The following is a 15,774-nucleotide window of genomic DNA, read 5'->3' on the forward strand; positions in this document are numbered from 1 at the left end:
CTAAATAATCATTACCTTTGTGCAAAAGTAGAGTGTACAATTGACAGTTTGGGTCTGCAAAACGGAATAAAAAGTCCGCAAAAAGGAAATTCTAACTAAAAGAAAGAAAATGACACTACGCCTATACGATGAAAACATCGGAGAAATACTTATTGAAAGGAGCTATCCAAGCACTTATTATGTAAATGACGGAGACATTCAGGAGTGTGTCACGCGTCTTATTCCGCCTTATGGAGACGGATTTTATCATGAAATATGTTTTGAGAATGTTCATATCAGCTTTGGAAATATTTCTTTAGCAGATAAGCTTCAGCTCTATTTTGAAAGTGATTTTGATACAGTGGAAATGCATTTTGCGCTGAAAGGTAAAAGCAGAGCTATTTCAGGGAACTTTGAGAAAACCGTCCAGTTTGACAGTTATCAGCACAATATTATCTATGCTCACCATATGCAGGGAAAAATGGAATTTTACGGTCCCGACCTTCATATACTGGAAATTAATCTGGCTCCTGCGTTTTTCAAAAAATTTCTTCCTGAACAATCAGGATTATTTGAGACTTTCAGAAATGCTATTGAGAAACAGCGCTCTTCACTCATTAACCCTGAACATAATCTGATCAGCCTTGAAATGTATCAAATTCTAAATGATATTATGCATTGCGACCGGAAAGGAATTTTCAAGCGTATCTATCTTGAAGCTAAGGTAAGTGAACTTTTATTGCTACAGCTGGAACAGCTTTTCTGCGATCCGGCTTCCAAATCTTCACTACCAAAGAAAGATGAGGAAAAGATCTATGCGGTGAGAGATTATATTGCGAATAATATGGATGCCAACTGTTCTCTTACTGAGCTTGCTCATCAGGTTGGAACGAATGAATTTACTTTAAAGAAAGGATTTAAAGAGCTTTTTGGGACTACAGTTTTCGGATTTTGGAATGATATTAAAATGGAGCATGCAAAAAAAATGCTTCTGGACAGCAATATGAACATCAGTGAAATTTCTGATATCATTGGTTATAAAAATCCAAGACATTTTTCGGCTGCTTTTAAGAGAAAATATAATGTATTACCGAGTAAAGTCGGAAACAGATAAGATTCGAATTTTCTTTATCATGTACAATATTTTAAACATTCTGCTGTTTTGGTAATGAGTATAATTTAAAAGCAACCATGAAAAACTGTATAACTTCTGAAAAATTAATTCATCACACTCCTATCACCAGTCTTTTCTCTACCATTTTTGATAAGTGAAAGTTTATTTTTCTAAAATTTGAAATAAAATTCATTAAATAAAAAGAAATAATTTATTTTATTCAAATAACAACTCAAACGATATTAATAAATCACTATTCAAAACATAACATTGTGATCTTTACAACAAATTACAATTATCCTTATTTGTATGCTTTTTAAATTTATTCATCAAATGGAGAAAAAATGCTTTTTTGATGGATTTATTTCATAATTAAAGCTTTAGAGTGTAACTAATTCCCTTTCTATTCAACTAATCCGACAAAACTATAATCTATAATCAAGAGCTTTACTACTTTAAAAAAAATAAACTAATGCAAACATCTTTTTTTAAGATTGCTGCTGCTTCGGCTGCACTCTGTCTCAGCAGTTGGGCTATGGCACAGCAAAAATACCAGGTAAGCGGTACCGTAAAAGATCAGAAGAACGGCGAATTACTGATCGGAGTCAATGTGAAAGTAGCTGAAGATCCCTCCATTAATGTAATCGCGAATGAATATGGGTTTTATTCTCTTTCATTGCCTGAAGGAAACTACAAGGTAATTATTTCATATCCGGGATATAAAGATTTTGAACAACAAATAACGGTTAATCAGAATATAAAACTAGACCTTCCGCTTAGTCAGCAGGAACAGATTTCAAAAGCTATTGATGAAGTAGTCATTACTGGTATTAAAAAGGATAAGAATTTAACGTCAGCTCAAATGGGTTCGGAAACGTTGAATATTAAAAATATAGAAAAACTTCCGGTTCTTTTTGGAGAAAAAGATGTCATGAAAACCATCCAGCTATTACCGGGAATCAAAAGTAATGGTGAGGGAAGCAGCGGATTCAGTGTGAGAGGTGGTGCTACAGACCAGAATCTTATCCTGTTGGATGAAGCTCCTGTGTATAATGCATCTCACCTACTGGGATTTTTCAGTACTTTCAACAGTGATGCGTTAAAGGATGCCAGTATTATTAAAGGAAACAGCCCTGCCCAGTACGGAGGAAGACTTTCTTCTGTAATGGATGTGAAAATGAAGGACGGAAATAATAAGGATTATAATATCAACGGAGGAATCGGATTGATCAGCAGCAGGCTGAGTGTGGAAGGACCTATTCAAAAGGAAAAATCTTCTTTCATTGTTTCAGGGAGAAGAACGTATGCGGATCTGTTTCTTAAAACTTCACCGGAATATAAAGACAATAAGCTATATTTCTATGACCTAAATTTAAAGGCAAATTATCAAATCAATGAAAATAACCGTCTTTATCTTTCAGGATATTTTGGAAGAGATGTTTTGGGATTAGGGAATACATTTTCAACTGATTGGGGAAATACTACTGCTACATTGAGATGGAACAGTATTATAAACAGTAAATTATTTTCGAATACTTCATTTATCTACAGCAATTATGATTATAAGATCAGTCTGAGAAGCAATGACAATACTTTTGGACTAAATTCTAAGATCCAGGACTGGAATCTTAAACAGGATTTTACATGGTTTGCCGGAAATAAACATTCGGTTCGTTTTGGACTTCAGTCTATTTATCATACGATTACGCCAAGCAGTGCTTCCGGGACAAGTGTAAGCAGTTTCCCAAGAAACCCAAGAAAATCATGGGAAAATGCATTGTATATCAATGATGATTTTAAAGCAACGGAAGCTCTTACCATCAATTATGGGGCAAGACTTTCTATGTTCAGCGTTTTAGGCGGAGATACATTTAATACTTATGAAAACGGAGTTCTTACCGACAGTCAGTTTCTTGAGAAAGGAAAGTTTGGGAAAACGTACGTGAATATTGAGCCAAGAGTTTCAGCAAATTACCGTATCAATGAAGTAAGCAGTGTGAAAGGAGCTTATTCCCGAAATACGCAGAATCTGCACCTTTTAAGCAATTCCAATAGTGGTAATCCTACGGATCAATGGATAGGAAGCAGCTATACGGTAAAACCGGAGATTGCAGATCAGATCAGTTTAGGATACAGCAGAAATTTCAATAACAATAATTATGAACTGAATGCTGAGATCTATTATAAGTCTATGCAAAATCAGATTGATTTTAAAAACGGAGCTCAGATTACTTTTGATACTGCTGCTGATGTAGAAAGTGAACTTTTATTCGGGAAAGGAAGGGCTTACGGGCTTGAACTTATTGCTAAAAAGAAAAGCGGAAAACTTACGGGATGGATTTCTTATACGTTATCTAAAACTGAGCGAAAAATTGATGGAATTAACAATAATGAATGGTATAATGCCAGAATGGACAAAACCCATGATCTTTCTGTAGTGGCTACTTATCAACTGAATCCTAAATGGTCTTTCTCAGGGTTATTCGTTTACAGCACCGGAAATGCGGTGACATTCCCTACCGGAAAGTATGAACTGAACGGACAAACTGTTTTCCAATACAGCAACAGAAATGCAGACAGAATGCCAGCGTATCACAGAATGGATTTCAGTGCAACCTACGAACCGGAATCTAATAAACGTTTCCGTGGTTCATGGACCTTCGGTATTTATAATATCTATGGTCGTCAAAATGCGTATACCATTATGTTTGAAGACAATCCGGACAATCCGGGAACGACCCGTACCATGCAGACTTCATTATTCCGCTGGGTGCCTAACATCACTTATAATTTCAAATTTTAAATCATGAAAAATACTTTTTTAATCATATTATCTTTGTTTTTAGTCACTTCTTGTCAAAAGGAAATAGACGTAGATCTGGCTGACCAAAGTGGAAAAATCGTTATTGAAGGAAATATAACGGATCAATCAGGACCTTATACGATCAGGATTACAAAGTCTGTCGCGGTTTCCAATCCTAATCTTTATCCAGAAGTAGCAGATGCACAGGTTACTTTAAGTGATAATACCGGACAGACAGAAACATTACAACATATTGGGGATGGTAAATACCAAACTTCAACCTTTATGGGAGTTCCGGGAAGAACATATACCTTGAAGGTTGTGTCTGAAGGACAGCAATATATTGCGCAAAGTACAATGCCTGAGGCAATAGATTTTGAAGGTCTGGAGCAGGATTCTTTTAAATTCGGGGACAGAACCAGCTATACGCTTTTACCGATATATACTGATCCTGTAGCCTTGGGGAACCGTTACTTGTTTAGTTTTACCATCAATAATATGAATAAAAAATATATTGATGTATTTTCTGACAATATCAATAACGGTTTACCTAATCAGCGCCCGATCATGCTTCCTAATGATGACAGAAAAGGTGCAGATCATCAGGTGGTGGCAGGTGATACTATTTATGTGGAAATGCAATGTATCGATACTAAAGTATTCACTTATTACAGTGCGCTTTTAGACCTTTCGAATGGCAGCGGAGTTACTCCATCCAATCCGCCAAGCAATATCAGCAATGGAGCTTTGGGATATTTTTCTGCTCATACACAAAGGAATAAAAGTATTGTGATTCAGGAAGACAACAATCAATAAAAATTTAAAAGGATATTTCAGTATTTGGAATATCCTTTTATTTTTTCACATTATTTCAAATACTCCTGACATTCTGTTGTCATAGCTTGACCTTAGTTTTGTATCAAATTATTTAAATATAAAAATCATATGAAACTAGCATCATTAAGAATCATTACTAAAGACATCAAACAATCTGTAGAGTTTTATGAAAAAGCAACGGGACTCACAGCACAATGGTATACGGAAGATTTTGCAGAGTTTACAACAGATTCAATTACAATTGCCATAGGAAGTACCCGCACCATGAAAATGTTTGGTGTAGAGCAATCAACAGAAACCAAAAGCCATATAAACACAATTATAGAATTCTTAGTTTCTAATGTAGATACTGAATTTGAAAGAATCAAAAGCTTAACGAAACATATTATTCAGGAACCTACAACAATGCCTTGGGGAAACCGCTCTCTCCTGTTCTGTGATCCGGATGGCAATATGATTAATTTCTTTACGCCTGTAAGTGCAGAAGCAATTCAGAAGTTCAGTTAATTTTTTCTAACATAGATCTTTCTAAACCTATATTCTACAAGATTGTTTTTAACCACATCGCAAACAGAAAATGATAGGCAAATGTATAACCAATTCATTTGCGCATTCGTTGCTAAAAAAGTATCCGATATTTTGCCACGGATGCACGAGTATTTTTTGTAATGTTTCTTGTAACCTGTAAAATCTGCGAGAGTTAAATAATAAGTAGTTTTATATTAAATCTATTCGTGAATTCGTGGCGAAAAAAAGTATAAGATATTTTGAAAACCAAGACATAAAGCAATAAAAAAAGGAGGTCATGTTGCCTCCTTTTTTATTGTACTAATAACCTACCAATTGAACTTCCTTATAGTAATTTGTGTTTTTTTTCTTATCGATCATTTGGTTTTTTCAAGAAGTTCTCGCTAAAAGGTATTCATACTTTTCTTATTTATTTTCATCACTTGCGTTTTATATAACTATAGTTTATTATTTGTATAGTTGTCTCATTTACCTTTTGTTATGAAGTGAAAAAGCTAAAAAAACATTTACATTTCATTTGGTAAATTTTATACTGCAAAGTAACGACATTGAAGAATATTATCATCTATAAAACCCGTAGATACAAATCGGACACGTTATAGATATTTATCGATAGTTTCTTTCAATGTTAAAAAAAGCGAAGAATAGACCTTAAAAAACGTTATATCTTGTGATGTGTTTTGATCAGATCAATCAGTTCAACCAGGTTGTCTATTTTTAATTTTTCGAAGATATTTTTTTTAATGGTACTTACTGTATTTTGCTTTATATCTAAATTATTCGCAATTTCCAGATTACCAAGTCCTTCTGCGTATAATTCTGCAATCTGAAGCTCTCTTTTGGTCAAAGTACTAAGAGGGCTTATCAGGGACGGATTGTAAACAAACTGTACCAATAAGTTTCTTACAACATCGGAAAGATACTCTCCTTTCTGTACAAAATTGATGATGGCATCTCTTACTTCTTCTTCCTCACTCAGTTTACTTAAATATCCGTTTGCACCTGCCTTGATGAATTTAAGTGCATACAAATCTTCTTCAAGACCTGTAAAGATCAGAATTTTTAAATCAGGATTTGCATTTTTAAGCTGTGGCAAAACATGCAGACTGTTTCCTTCCGGAAAGTGAGCATCAATGATCGCCATTTCTATTTCCTTAGACTCTACCAGCTCTACAGCCTGTTGTAAAGATGAAGTGTGATAAATTTTAGCATTGGGAACGATATCGGTAATGACAATCTCCATTCCCTGTCTTACAATACTGTGATCATCTGCTAAAAGGAATGTGATCTCTCTGTTTTCAATTGGCGTTTCCATTATTTATTATTGATATTTAAATTTATCCTGAATGTTACTTTTGTTCCTTTGTGAAGCTTACTTTCAACGGAGATATTCCCATCGAAAAGCTCTACAATTTCTTTAACAAGGTTCAGCCCAAGTCCGGCACCAAGATTATCTACCTCATCAGATACTGTTCCCTGGTAATAAGGGTCGAAGATCTTTTTCAGATCAGATTCTGATATTCCTACTCCTGTGTCTCCTACGGTTGTGATCAGGGTAATTTTATCCTTACCAGCAGGTTCAGTGAACATCACAAGATCAATCTGCCCGTTTTCTGTAAATTTATTAGCATTTCCAAGGATATTCATAAAGATCTGATTGATTCTTATATTATCCGAAAATACGACCACATCCTCCGGAATCCTGTCCGTTACTGCAAACTTATTATTTCTTGTCTCCAAATATGGAGTGATCACTTTTACAATGGAACCTACCTCATCTTTAAGATTAAAAACCGACTTGATTAGTTTCTTTTCTGCCTCCTGATTCTTTGTGTATTCCAAAATCTGGTTAGACTGAAGAAGCAAGGTACTGTTCGTAAACTTAATAGACTTCAGGTAATCCTTGATGGTTTCGTCTTCTGTTGTCCTGTGAATCTTATCAATAAAGATATTAATAATTTTTAATGGTGATCTTAAATCGTGGCTTAACATTCCCAAAATCCTGTTTTTGAAATTCAGGTTGTTTTTGATTTCATTATTCGCTGCATCCAGTTTTCTTTCATAGATAAATGCAACTCTGGTAAAGTACATGATCAGGATTGATACAATAAACATTAAAACCATCAATCCTAATACAAGGTATCTTCTGATTTTATTATTATCAGAGCTTTGTTTACTGTATTCTTTTTCAAGTTCGGTCTTGAAGTCTTTAATGGCACTTTCATACACATCAATCAGTCCGTTACTGTAAACCAAAAGCTTATTAAAGTTACTGTAAAACTGCAGATTATCTTTCTGTTTCCTTGCTGCATCCTGTTGAACTTTTTTTACCTCAGCGGCATAATGCTTGTCCATAGACTTCAACGTGTTATCCATTTTGGATTTTACCTGGGAAATATCTATGGTTTTATTATTCGTTAAGGTAATTACAGTACTTTCTTTCTGAACATCTACTTTCCCTGTTACAGCATCTTTTAAACGACCGAAAAAACCTTTCTTCTTAATGGTGTCAGCATAGGTACGGGTTTGTATATTGAAATCATAGAAGTCATTTTTATACTTCTGTGGCTCATATTGCTTCTCCTCTATCTTTGCTGGCTGGTTCAAAGAAGTTTCATATACGGAATCAATCAATGTTTTGAGCTTATTGACTTTCACTGTATCTTGCTTATGAAGCGCCAGATTCTTTTTAAGTCTCGGGCTTGTATTTTCATACTCACCGATCTTATCAAAATTCAGCTTAAGTTTTTTAAGGGATTCAAAGTATAACTGTAGATCTTTATTATCCTGAGTCACCATATATTTCTGAAGATGTCCCTGCGCGTCCATAAAATCTTTCCTTGAATTATCAGTTAAGCCACCTAAAGCTCTACTTTCTTCCAATTGAGTCTTAATAAACTGTAGTTTCTTCTCATTAACGACCTCGTTATAAAAAAATATCCCGATAATCACCTGTATCAATAAAATACAGATAATCAACGAATAATGAACAACCTTCCTTAATCTAAAATTTAAGAATTTATATCCCATATCATCTAGCACCTAAATTAATACCTGAATTCTTTAAGCTTTTATTTATCATTAGTCTTAACCTATATAATATTATTACCAAAAATATAATAATTGGCTCATAACATTCAATTAGCAAAGTTAAAGTAAATTTTGTCTTCTTGATAATAGTAAATTCCCGGTAAAATTGTCGAAATAGAATCCTAATTTACATTAAAACAGCTATAAAACCTTAGCTTTTCATTAAAGTAAATATATTTTTTTGGATTAGATGTAAAAATTGAAGATAATGCAAAAACTCTTTTATTTTAAAATCATCAATAAATTCATATGTTTTTTCATTCTTCAATCCATTTTCGAAAGATTGCCGTATTGCTTTGACTGTTGATAAGATGTCCATTCACTCCTTTTACTTTAATAGATAAAGTATTTTTATTGTAACGTTCTATTTTTTCAACATGTTTTTTTATGAACAAGCTCACTTCTGTTGATTCTGAAGAACTCAGAGGGATGAAGATTATTCTCAATTTCCTTTAAAGTAGATTCACTCAGCAGATATTTTTTCCCTGCTGTATCAATAGCGAAAACAAATTCACCGTACCATCCTTTTCCACAGTATTGATTCTTTCAATATCTATTTCGGTAAATTTCTGGAGACCGTCTGTACTGAATGCAAAAGACATTAAAAAGATGATCCTAATAACCAAATGTTCTAAAAAAAGAGTTCCTTATTCATAATTATATTGTTTTCTATTGTTGGTTTTGATACGTCAAAGCTAACGCAATCACTTTAACTGCTCAAGCAGAAAACAATGAACTAAGGAAATAAAGAAATGAATGAAGAATTTTTACAGATGAATGTTTGGAAAGCTTATCTAAGATTAAATTCTACTGAAAATGTTTAGGTTTTTCTTTTCTTACTGCATGTGTTACTATCTCATCAATACGTTTTTGCCTGGTTTCGGGTCTTTTAGCAAACACAATCCAATGCAGCATCATTTTTTTCATTGATTTACTCAAACTTAAGAAATAATCCTTTGAGCCTATATTAATTTTAAACGCTTCTTCTAAATCATCAGGAATAATAAGCTCTTCTACACTATCCAGAATATTCCACGAACCATTTTCCTTTGCTCTCCTGATAGTTTCATATCCAGCTTCTTGCATCAGGTTACCTCCTATGAGTCTTTCAATTTTTTCCTTATTTATCTTTGACCAGGTACTCTTAGGCTTACGTTTACTGAACAATTGCATGAAAGAATACTGATCTATGGGCTTTCTTGTGCTGTCTATCCATCCGAAACAAAGTGATTCATCTACAAGGTCACTCCAGCGAGCAACAGGTAAATTTGATTTCACCGTATTACAAATAACCCAAATGGATTGCTCTGTCTGATGATTTTCTTCCAGCCATGTTCTCCATTCTGCACTGGAATTGATGAATATTGTTTTTCTTTCGTTTACGTGTGCCATGTGTCTTTGTTTTACGTAAAATTATGGAAAATGGATGACAACTGTTTGTCAGTAGTTTGCCACGGATGCACGAATGAAATGATTATACGTTAGCCTATCAGCCTATGTCGCTATGTGTTTTGACAAAAAAAGATGAAACATTATCTGTCTCATCTTTTATATATTAGGCACCTACATACAATGTTACACCGACTTAAAAAGTGTATAGGTTTTAAAGTTTATATTATACCTAGCTTCTCTTACTTTTAAAAAATAAGAAGAAGACTAAAATAAATTAGTCTTCTTCTTATTTAATTTTCTTTAGTAAAAGAATTAAACTAATTCTTCAACATATTTAATATTATTTTTTTGTTCTTCAATTTTTAGTTCAAAAAGGTAATCTTCTTTAGTTTGAACAAATACCCAACCATCTGTATATAATGTCAATATTGTATTTTTACAAATTGGACAAATTATATTATCAGCTTTTTTTTCTTCAGGAAAAAATAATGAATTTTCAATTATAATACTTTCAGTATTACAGCATTTACATAAAATAGTCTTTTCCATCTTTATTGATTATTTAGTTATAAAATAGTCTTCTTAAATCATTTTGGTCTCGTTGATGTAAATAATTACTTCTACAATAACATCCATTACATCTTCTAACATCTAGTCTCCCATTAAACGGATGATTATTTACAATAATTTGATCAATTCTATTTTTTGCATGATTAAACAAATGAACCTCTTGTCCATTTTCTTCTATACTTCTTTGAGGGTCATCAACAATAATTCTTCTAACACTGTTAAATAAAATTGGTGAAGTATTATTCCTAATTGTAATCATGATTCTTTGTCTCTGTATAACATTCCATAATTGTCTTAGTTCGGCAACACTTTGAAAATAACGATCATTATCTGGCGTATTCGGATTCCAATAGATAGGATTATTTTTTGTAATCCAAATCTCTAAAGTTTCATCTCTTACCAATTCTATATTAAATTCAAATAATACAGGTCCATAATAATTTTCTCTCCTAAATGCACTGTGTAAATCAGCTGTATCTAAAAACACATCATTCCATACATTTACTTCTTTATCCTTAGCATCTGATGACTGAGGAGTTTGAAATAAGCCTCGGGTTTCTACAGCTCCCCTAGAAAGTAAACCTCCATTTTGAAGATACGTAATAGTTGTACCAACAGTGTTAGCATGATAAAGAGCTAATATTTGACTTTCAACAAAAAAGTCATAAAGTTCATGGTTATTTAATCTCATTTAAATCATTTGTGTTAAACAAAACTATATTGTATAAATATAAGAAAAACAAATGATTTAACAAGAATCTTAATTTTAAAATTAAAACTCTAGATAACTTAAGTTTATTTAAAGTCTTAGAAAAATTAATACATCCTTATACTAATACATAAATCTAGATATTTTTTAAATTTTGAATATTTATATATAAACAATAAAAATATTCAAAAAATGGAAAATAACGAAAGGTTAATAACAGCTTGTATAAAAGACGAAAATGATAACATCACAGCTAAATGCATTTTCTTTGATACAGTAGAGAATCTTATTAAAGAACTTGATGATTATATTGCCAACGAATTAGATTTACAAAATTCAGAGATTTATATTGATAACCAAGAAATCTTTTCAGAAGATGAGTTGAAAATTTTAACAGAAAAAGGGTATCAATTTGACCAAATATAATGGTAATAAAATTCAATATTGTTTTGAAAATAGTCTTCCATTAGGGAGACTATTTTATTTTGCTGTTAATTTCTGATAAGTCAAATTACAACCTTTAATATTTGAAATCAAGTGCATAAATCTTTCACTTGGGCTCATCTCTCTTGTATTATGTTTAAAGACAAATTCATTAACATATAATTGTAGATGCTTCTTTGATGTTACTCTATAAACACCAATAATAGCACCTTTTACGCGCGTCCAGAAATTCTCAATACAATTTGTGCTTGCATTCCCATTAACATACTCCTTCTTTCCATGATTGACAATTGAATGATTATAAAATTTATGTAATCCATTATATGCTTTCCATTCATCAGTGAAAACTGTATCATGTAAATTAACTGTTCTAAAAATGAATGGTTCTAAATCTTCTCTACTAACAGTTGGAACTACTCTTGCTACTACTTTTCCTCCTCTTTGAATTAATCCCAATACAGGAACTTTATCTTTGAAACTTCGTCCCTGTGAATTTTTTACTTTCTTATCTGCATGACGATTCTTGTTCTTTCCCCCTACATATGTTTCATCTATTTCTACTTCGCCAGATAATAAATGATTGTTTTCAAACTTTGAACATGACCTTAATCTTTTAAGGATAAACCATGTTGTCTTCTGTGTTAAATTAAGGTCTCTTTCTAATTGTTTAGATGATAAGCCTCCTTTGTGACTTGTAAATAACCAGATAGCAATAAACCAGTCTTGAAGCTTAAGATTTGAGTTCTTAAATAGCCCTATATTTCTTATAGTGAAATATTTACCTGTATTCTTACACTTGTATTTATTCTTACATTTATACACTTTTGAAGTTTTATCAAACGGTGAAATAGGCTCTCCATTTGGCCAAAATATTTGCTCTAAAAATTTGATACATTTTTGTTCAGTATTGAACGTATTCATTAATTCTCTAATAGACTTAAACTTCGATTGATTGAAAATATCCATATGTTCTCATTTTGAACATATAGTCCGGAAAATGAAGATTTTATAAGGTTTTTCACTGAGTGTAACGCTAAAGATTTGCTAAAGTTTGAACTTATTGGGTTTCTTATAAAAAACTCTTTATATTTGCTTAAAATTATGGATATATAGTATCCTAAGACATCTTCGACGTAAACACGATTGTGTGATAACAAATTCCTCAGATAGAAACTGGTAATTTTAATAGGAGGGAATATGTTAGCAACTCTCATGTCATTATATGGCGTGAGGGTCTGCTGCTTATTTACTCCTGCGGTATACCAGTGCCCTATCTGATAAATAAGTTAGTAGTCCTCACGCTTTCTTTTTTATCTAATAACAACTCTTCTAAGGGACTCAGAAGAATTTAAAATCAATTTTTATGTTCAACCAGATTACGGATTTCCGTATGGAAATTAACACTTCACAGAATAGTTTTGTGGAGTTTAAATCATTAAACTTTAACCTATGAAGAAAATTGTTTATTTATCAGTTTTACTTTTTGGTATGTACGTTTCAGGTCAAAAAACATATCAACAATATAAACAAGAAAGAGAATACTCTCAAAGATATGCTAATGAACAAAGGCAAAAGTTTATTAATGATGTTAACAAAGCCTTAAACCAGTACAGTTCATTAACAGATCAATATTTAACTCTTGTTAAAAAACATAAAAGCACAACATATGTAGAAAAAAATTATCCTAAAATATGCAAGCCAATGTATGATGTGCAATTAAGATTATTATCTGCTGGAAAATCTATGACTTGGAATCAAAGTGATAAATATAATGAAATACACCATAAATGGTTGGTTATTCAAGATAGTTACGGATATTAATAAAAATATAAATATTTAAGTGTAAACAAAGAAAAGTTTAAAAACTATGAAAAAAATCATTTATTCATTAATAGTTGTAGGACTATTAATTTCATGTGGAAAATCAATTGAAAGTGATGCTAAAACCATCGCAGATTTAATGTGTAAATCACAAAAAGATTTATCAAATACATCTGAAAATTTAAATTACGTTGAAGAAATAGAAAAAATAGAAGCTAAGTACGAAGGTGAAGAAAAAGAAAAACTTGAAAAATTAGCAGAAGAACTTTATATTAAACAATGTGGTAACAATGCTGTTTCAGATTTTTTAAAATCTTCAGAAAAGGATACATTACAAGAAGGAGAAACTGTTCTTTCAAGTGATCCAAATTTAAATGAAGATGATTATAATATTCAATCTTCTACAAATAATGATTATGACAAAATGTTAGATGACTATGAAAAATACGTTGACCAATATTTAGTTGTTTATAAAAAGGCCATGAATGGTGACCAATCAGCAATGATCGAATATCCTGAACTTTTAAGTAAAGCACAAGAGTTCGAAAAAAGTATGCAATTAGCAGATAGAGGTGGGGATTTATCAGTTCAACAACTAAAGAGAATGAACGATATTAATTTCAAAATGCTTGGAGCAATGCAAAATTAATGGAGAAATAAATCGATTTTATAACTGTTTTAAAAAACGGATATATAATATGTATCAAATAAACAAAAGGGAGAAATCTCCCTTTTGTTCGCAATGTAATTAATTTTTCTTTTTCACTAATGTTAGCATTTCCGGTGGAAAACTGCGAAGACTATAACGAGAACCATATTTTGATGTAAATCTTTTAGATTCCACAGAGATTTGTCCGCTTGGGGTTACACCATTAACTGTATATTGTATTTTTTGATTAGATGTCACATATACAGCATCCCCCATTTTAAATTTATGGTTTTGCATAATTTTAAAATTTATAGGTTAATAAAAAGTTATGGGAAGACCGTATTTAGTCTAATTATTGTATTGTTATAAGTTTCTTTATCAATTGTGTTGAATACAATTAATAGAGAATATGTTTTACAAAAATAATCAAAATTTGATACAAAAACAAAAGAGAATGTCAATTTATGACATTCTCTTTTAATTAAAATAATTGGTGTAACATTGTATGTAGGTGCCATATATTATTAAGGTAAGCTAATTTTTTTGCCTTGCTCCGGGAAAATATAATTAACCTTTAAAGGATTATTCTTTAGTAATTCATCTTTAATGATCTCAGGGTTATCTCCTGTAGGTTTTCTGTGTGTCACTACAATATTAAGTCCTTCCAGATTTTTCTGTTCTGTCTTTTCTTTCAGTTTGGTAAGCTCTTCTGTTAAAAGATTTGGAGTAAGGTGACCAAATAAAAGCTTTTCAGACTGGCTGTTTGGGAAAGAAACCTCTATCAGTATTGTTTTCAGTTGTTTTTTCTTGACAAGTGGTGCTATATTTTTCCACAGAAGATCTAGCTTATCAGATTTTTCTACTCTGTCAGCTCCTGTATCTCCCAGGTAAAGTAAATAATCATTTCCTTTTCTTACCAATGCAGCACTGCTTTTATAAGGGTTTACGTGGCTTAATTCGTAACCGCTTACAAGCATTGATGTATTTTGTATTGGAGTTTCTACACCTTCTTTAAGTTCATTATAATGATACTTTCCTAAGATTGGCTTTTGCCCCTGATCTGCAAAATTGATCCATGTATCGGTGATAAAGTAATGATTTTGCAGGATTTGAAGTACGGGTGCGATACCAAAAATATCTTTCTTAGAATCTGCCGGAGAATTGATGATCAATCCAGCCAGGTGATCCAGGTGACCATGGGAAATAAAATATCCTTTTACCTGATCTTTCAGAACTTCCTCTGCAGATCCGTTAAGACTTTTTAATTCAATAGCTTTTCTGATACCTGCATTTACGGTTCCTGCATCAAGGCAGAAGAATGCATTTTCATTAGGAACTCCCACTAAATAGGCTGATAGATTGTCTTCATGCTCGCCACCATAAATTCCCAGTGGAATAAGATCAAAGCTTTGTGCCTGTGAAGCGGTATATACACAAAGGGCAAATAAGGAAAGTGCTATTTTTTTCATGATGAAAAAGATTACTTATAAATAAAAAAGAGAATCTTCAGTTGAAGATTCTCTTTGCGGAGAGTGAGGGATTCGAACCCCCGGACCTGTTACAGTCAACAGTTTTCAAGACTGCCGCAATCGACCACTCTGCCAACTCTCCCGAAACTCCGATTGTATCGTTGTTTTCAGTGGTGCAAATATAGAGCGATTTTTAATTTCTACAAAATTTTTCAGACCATTTTATAAATTTTTAAGCCAATTAATTGTCTCACAAAAAAATAAATTCGCAGAAAGTCTAAAAAACAATTAAAATTTGAGAACAAATACTCCTATTTTCCGGATCCAAAAATAAAAACAGAGAAATTATTCATTCGGAAAGAAGTTTAT

General features: G+C 32.2%; 17 protein-coding genes and 1 tRNA gene. 7 read left to right on the top strand and 11 right to left on the bottom strand.

The genetic code is table 11. The annotated features are described in order from the left end of the window. Positions 1–109 precede the first annotated feature (109 nt). The 4 genes from BW983_RS13745 (at position 110) to BW983_RS13760 (ending at position 5,240) form a co-directional block, all read left to right on the top strand. Entirely contained in the window at positions 110–1,093 is a 984-nt protein-coding gene (locus tag BW983_RS13745) for a helix-turn-helix transcriptional regulator (protein WP_076552476.1), read from the top strand. A 472-nt stretch (positions 1,094–1,565) separates the two neighbouring features. Next, entirely contained in the window at positions 1,566–3,896 is a 2,331-nt protein-coding gene (locus BW983_RS13750; RefSeq protein ID WP_076552477.1) for a TonB-dependent receptor, read from the top strand. Between the two features lie 3 nt (positions 3,897–3,899). Next, the gene (locus BW983_RS13755; RefSeq protein ID WP_076552478.1) at positions 3,900–4,712 is read left to right on the top strand and encodes a DUF4249 domain-containing protein; all 813 of its coding nucleotides are present in this window, start codon (positions 3,900–3,902) and stop codon (positions 4,710–4,712) included. 129 nt (positions 4,713–4,841) lie between these two features. Continuing rightward, positions 4,842–5,240 (top strand): VOC family protein, encoded by a 399-nt coding sequence (locus tag BW983_RS13760; protein ID WP_076552479.1) that lies wholly within the window; start codon positions 4,842–4,844, stop codon positions 5,238–5,240. 682 nt (positions 5,241–5,922) lie between these two features. Here the strand turns inward: BW983_RS13760 and BW983_RS13765 are convergent. The 7 genes from BW983_RS13765 to BW983_RS13790 form a co-directional block, all read right to left on the bottom strand. Further along, on the bottom strand, positions 5,923–6,576 hold the full coding sequence (locus BW983_RS13765; protein WP_076552480.1) for a response regulator transcription factor: 654 nt from the start codon (positions 6,574–6,576) through the stop codon (positions 5,923–5,925). Beyond that, the gene (locus BW983_RS13770; RefSeq protein ID WP_228409014.1) at positions 6,576–8,213 is read right to left on the bottom strand and encodes a sensor histidine kinase; all 1,638 of its coding nucleotides are present in this window, start codon (positions 8,211–8,213) and stop codon (positions 6,576–6,578) included. Before BW983_RS13770 ends, BW983_RS13765 begins: the two co-directional genes overlap by 1 nt. A 395-nt stretch (positions 8,214–8,608) precedes the next feature. Continuing rightward, positions 8,609–8,752, bottom strand: coding sequence for a hypothetical protein (locus BW983_RS24055; RefSeq protein WP_167369990.1), 144 nt, complete (start codon positions 8,750–8,752; stop codon positions 8,609–8,611). After that, positions 8,724–8,849, bottom strand: a complete 126-nt coding sequence (locus BW983_RS24570; protein ID WP_084184506.1) for a LytTR family transcriptional regulator DNA-binding domain-containing protein — start codon at positions 8,847–8,849, stop codon at positions 8,724–8,726. The genes BW983_RS24055 and BW983_RS24570 overlap by 29 nt, the downstream gene beginning before the upstream one ends. A gap of 309 nt (positions 8,850–9,158) precedes the next feature. Next, positions 9,159–9,743: a YdeI/OmpD-associated family protein gene (locus BW983_RS13780; RefSeq protein ID WP_076552482.1), complete on the bottom strand. Its 585-nt coding sequence runs from the start codon at positions 9,741–9,743 to the stop codon at positions 9,159–9,161. Between the two features lie 312 nt (positions 9,744–10,055). Next, the gene (locus BW983_RS13785) at positions 10,056–10,292 is read right to left on the bottom strand and encodes a hypothetical protein (protein ID WP_076552483.1); all 237 of its coding nucleotides are present in this window, start codon (positions 10,290–10,292) and stop codon (positions 10,056–10,058) included. Positions 10,293–10,305: 13 nt separating this feature from the next. Next, positions 10,306–11,004 carry a hypothetical protein gene (locus tag BW983_RS13790; RefSeq protein WP_076552484.1) on the bottom strand — a complete coding sequence of 233 codons (699 nt, stop codon included), beginning with the start codon at positions 11,002–11,004 and terminating at the stop codon, positions 10,306–10,308. A gap of 210 nt (positions 11,005–11,214) precedes the next feature. Here BW983_RS13790 and BW983_RS13795 point away from each other — a divergent pair, with 210 nt between their 5' ends. Beyond that, on the top strand, positions 11,215–11,448 hold the full coding sequence (locus BW983_RS13795; RefSeq protein WP_076552485.1) for a hypothetical protein: 234 nt from the start codon (positions 11,215–11,217) through the stop codon (positions 11,446–11,448). A gap of 54 nt (positions 11,449–11,502) precedes the next feature. On the opposite strand, the gene BW983_RS13800 is transcribed toward BW983_RS13795, so the two are convergent. After that, positions 11,503–12,432, bottom strand: coding sequence for an IS1595 family transposase (locus tag BW983_RS13800; RefSeq protein ID WP_076552486.1), 930 nt, complete (start codon positions 12,430–12,432; stop codon positions 11,503–11,505). A gap of 483 nt (positions 12,433–12,915) precedes the next feature. Here BW983_RS13800 and BW983_RS13805 point away from each other — a divergent pair, with 483 nt between their 5' ends. Together BW983_RS13805 and BW983_RS24060 are read left to right on the top strand one after the other, a co-directional pair. Further along, a complete protein-coding gene (locus BW983_RS13805; protein ID WP_076552487.1) occupies positions 12,916–13,287 on the top strand; it encodes a hypothetical protein in 372 nt (123 codons plus the stop codon). 46 nt (positions 13,288–13,333) lie between these two features. Further along, on the top strand, positions 13,334–13,936 hold the full coding sequence (locus BW983_RS24060) for a hypothetical protein (protein ID WP_076552488.1): 603 nt from the start codon (positions 13,334–13,336) through the stop codon (positions 13,934–13,936). A gap of 99 nt (positions 13,937–14,035) precedes the next feature. Here BW983_RS24060 and BW983_RS13815 read toward each other — a convergent pair whose 3' ends face one another. From BW983_RS13815 to BW983_RS13825, 3 genes are all read right to left on the bottom strand, one after another. Beyond that, entirely contained in the window at positions 14,036–14,233 is a 198-nt protein-coding gene (locus tag BW983_RS13815; RefSeq protein WP_076552489.1) for a hypothetical protein, read from the bottom strand. Between the two features lie 227 nt (positions 14,234–14,460). Further along, complete coding sequence (locus BW983_RS13820) at positions 14,461–15,405, bottom strand: 3',5'-cyclic-nucleotide phosphodiesterase (protein ID WP_076552490.1); 945 nt, start codon at positions 15,403–15,405, stop codon at positions 14,461–14,463. A 57-nt stretch (positions 15,406–15,462) separates the two neighbouring features. Further along, positions 15,463–15,547, bottom strand: a tRNA-Ser gene (locus BW983_RS13825). Positions 15,548–15,774 lie beyond the last annotated feature (227 nt).

The sequence above is a fragment of the Chryseobacterium ureilyticum genome, from assembly GCF_900156735.1.
Lineage (GTDB): Bacteria > Bacteroidota > Bacteroidia > Flavobacteriales > Weeksellaceae > Chryseobacterium > Chryseobacterium ureilyticum.

Bases quoted from the DNA above. Each gene is read 5' to 3' on its own strand.
- BW983_RS13745 (WP_076552476.1), top strand. From the start codon at position 110: ATGACACTACGCCTATACGATGAAAACATCGGAGAAATACTTATTGAA.
- BW983_RS13750 (WP_076552477.1), top strand. From the start codon at position 1,566: ATGCAAACATCTTTTTTTAAGATTGCTGCTGCTTCGGCTGCACTCTGT.
- BW983_RS13755 (WP_076552478.1), top strand. From the start codon at position 3,900: ATGAAAAATACTTTTTTAATCATATTATCTTTGTTTTTAGTCACTTCT.
- BW983_RS13760 (WP_076552479.1), top strand. From the start codon at position 4,842: ATGAAACTAGCATCATTAAGAATCATTACTAAAGACATCAAACAATCT.
- BW983_RS13765 (WP_076552480.1), bottom strand. From the start codon at position 6,576: ATGGAAACGCCAATTGAAAACAGAGAGATCACATTCCTTTTAGCAGAT.
- BW983_RS13780 (WP_076552482.1), bottom strand. From the start codon at position 9,743: ATGGCACACGTAAACGAAAGAAAAACAATATTCATCAATTCCAGTGCA.
- BW983_RS13785 (WP_076552483.1), bottom strand. From the start codon at position 10,292: ATGGAAAAGACTATTTTATGTAAATGCTGTAATACTGAAAGTATTATA.
- BW983_RS13790 (WP_076552484.1), bottom strand. From the start codon at position 11,004: ATGAGATTAAATAACCATGAACTTTATGACTTTTTTGTTGAAAGTCAA.
- BW983_RS13795 (WP_076552485.1), top strand. From the start codon at position 11,215: ATGGAAAATAACGAAAGGTTAATAACAGCTTGTATAAAAGACGAAAAT.
- BW983_RS13800 (WP_076552486.1), bottom strand. From the start codon at position 12,432: ATGGATATTTTCAATCAATCGAAGTTTAAGTCTATTAGAGAATTAATG.
- BW983_RS13805 (WP_076552487.1), top strand. From the start codon at position 12,916: ATGAAGAAAATTGTTTATTTATCAGTTTTACTTTTTGGTATGTACGTT.
- BW983_RS24060 (WP_076552488.1), top strand. From the start codon at position 13,334: ATGAAAAAAATCATTTATTCATTAATAGTTGTAGGACTATTAATTTCA.
- BW983_RS13815 (WP_076552489.1), bottom strand. From the start codon at position 14,233: ATGCAAAACCATAAATTTAAAATGGGGGATGCTGTATATGTGACATCT.
- BW983_RS13820 (WP_076552490.1), bottom strand. From the start codon at position 15,405: ATGAAAAAAATAGCACTTTCCTTATTTGCCCTTTGTGTATATACCGCT.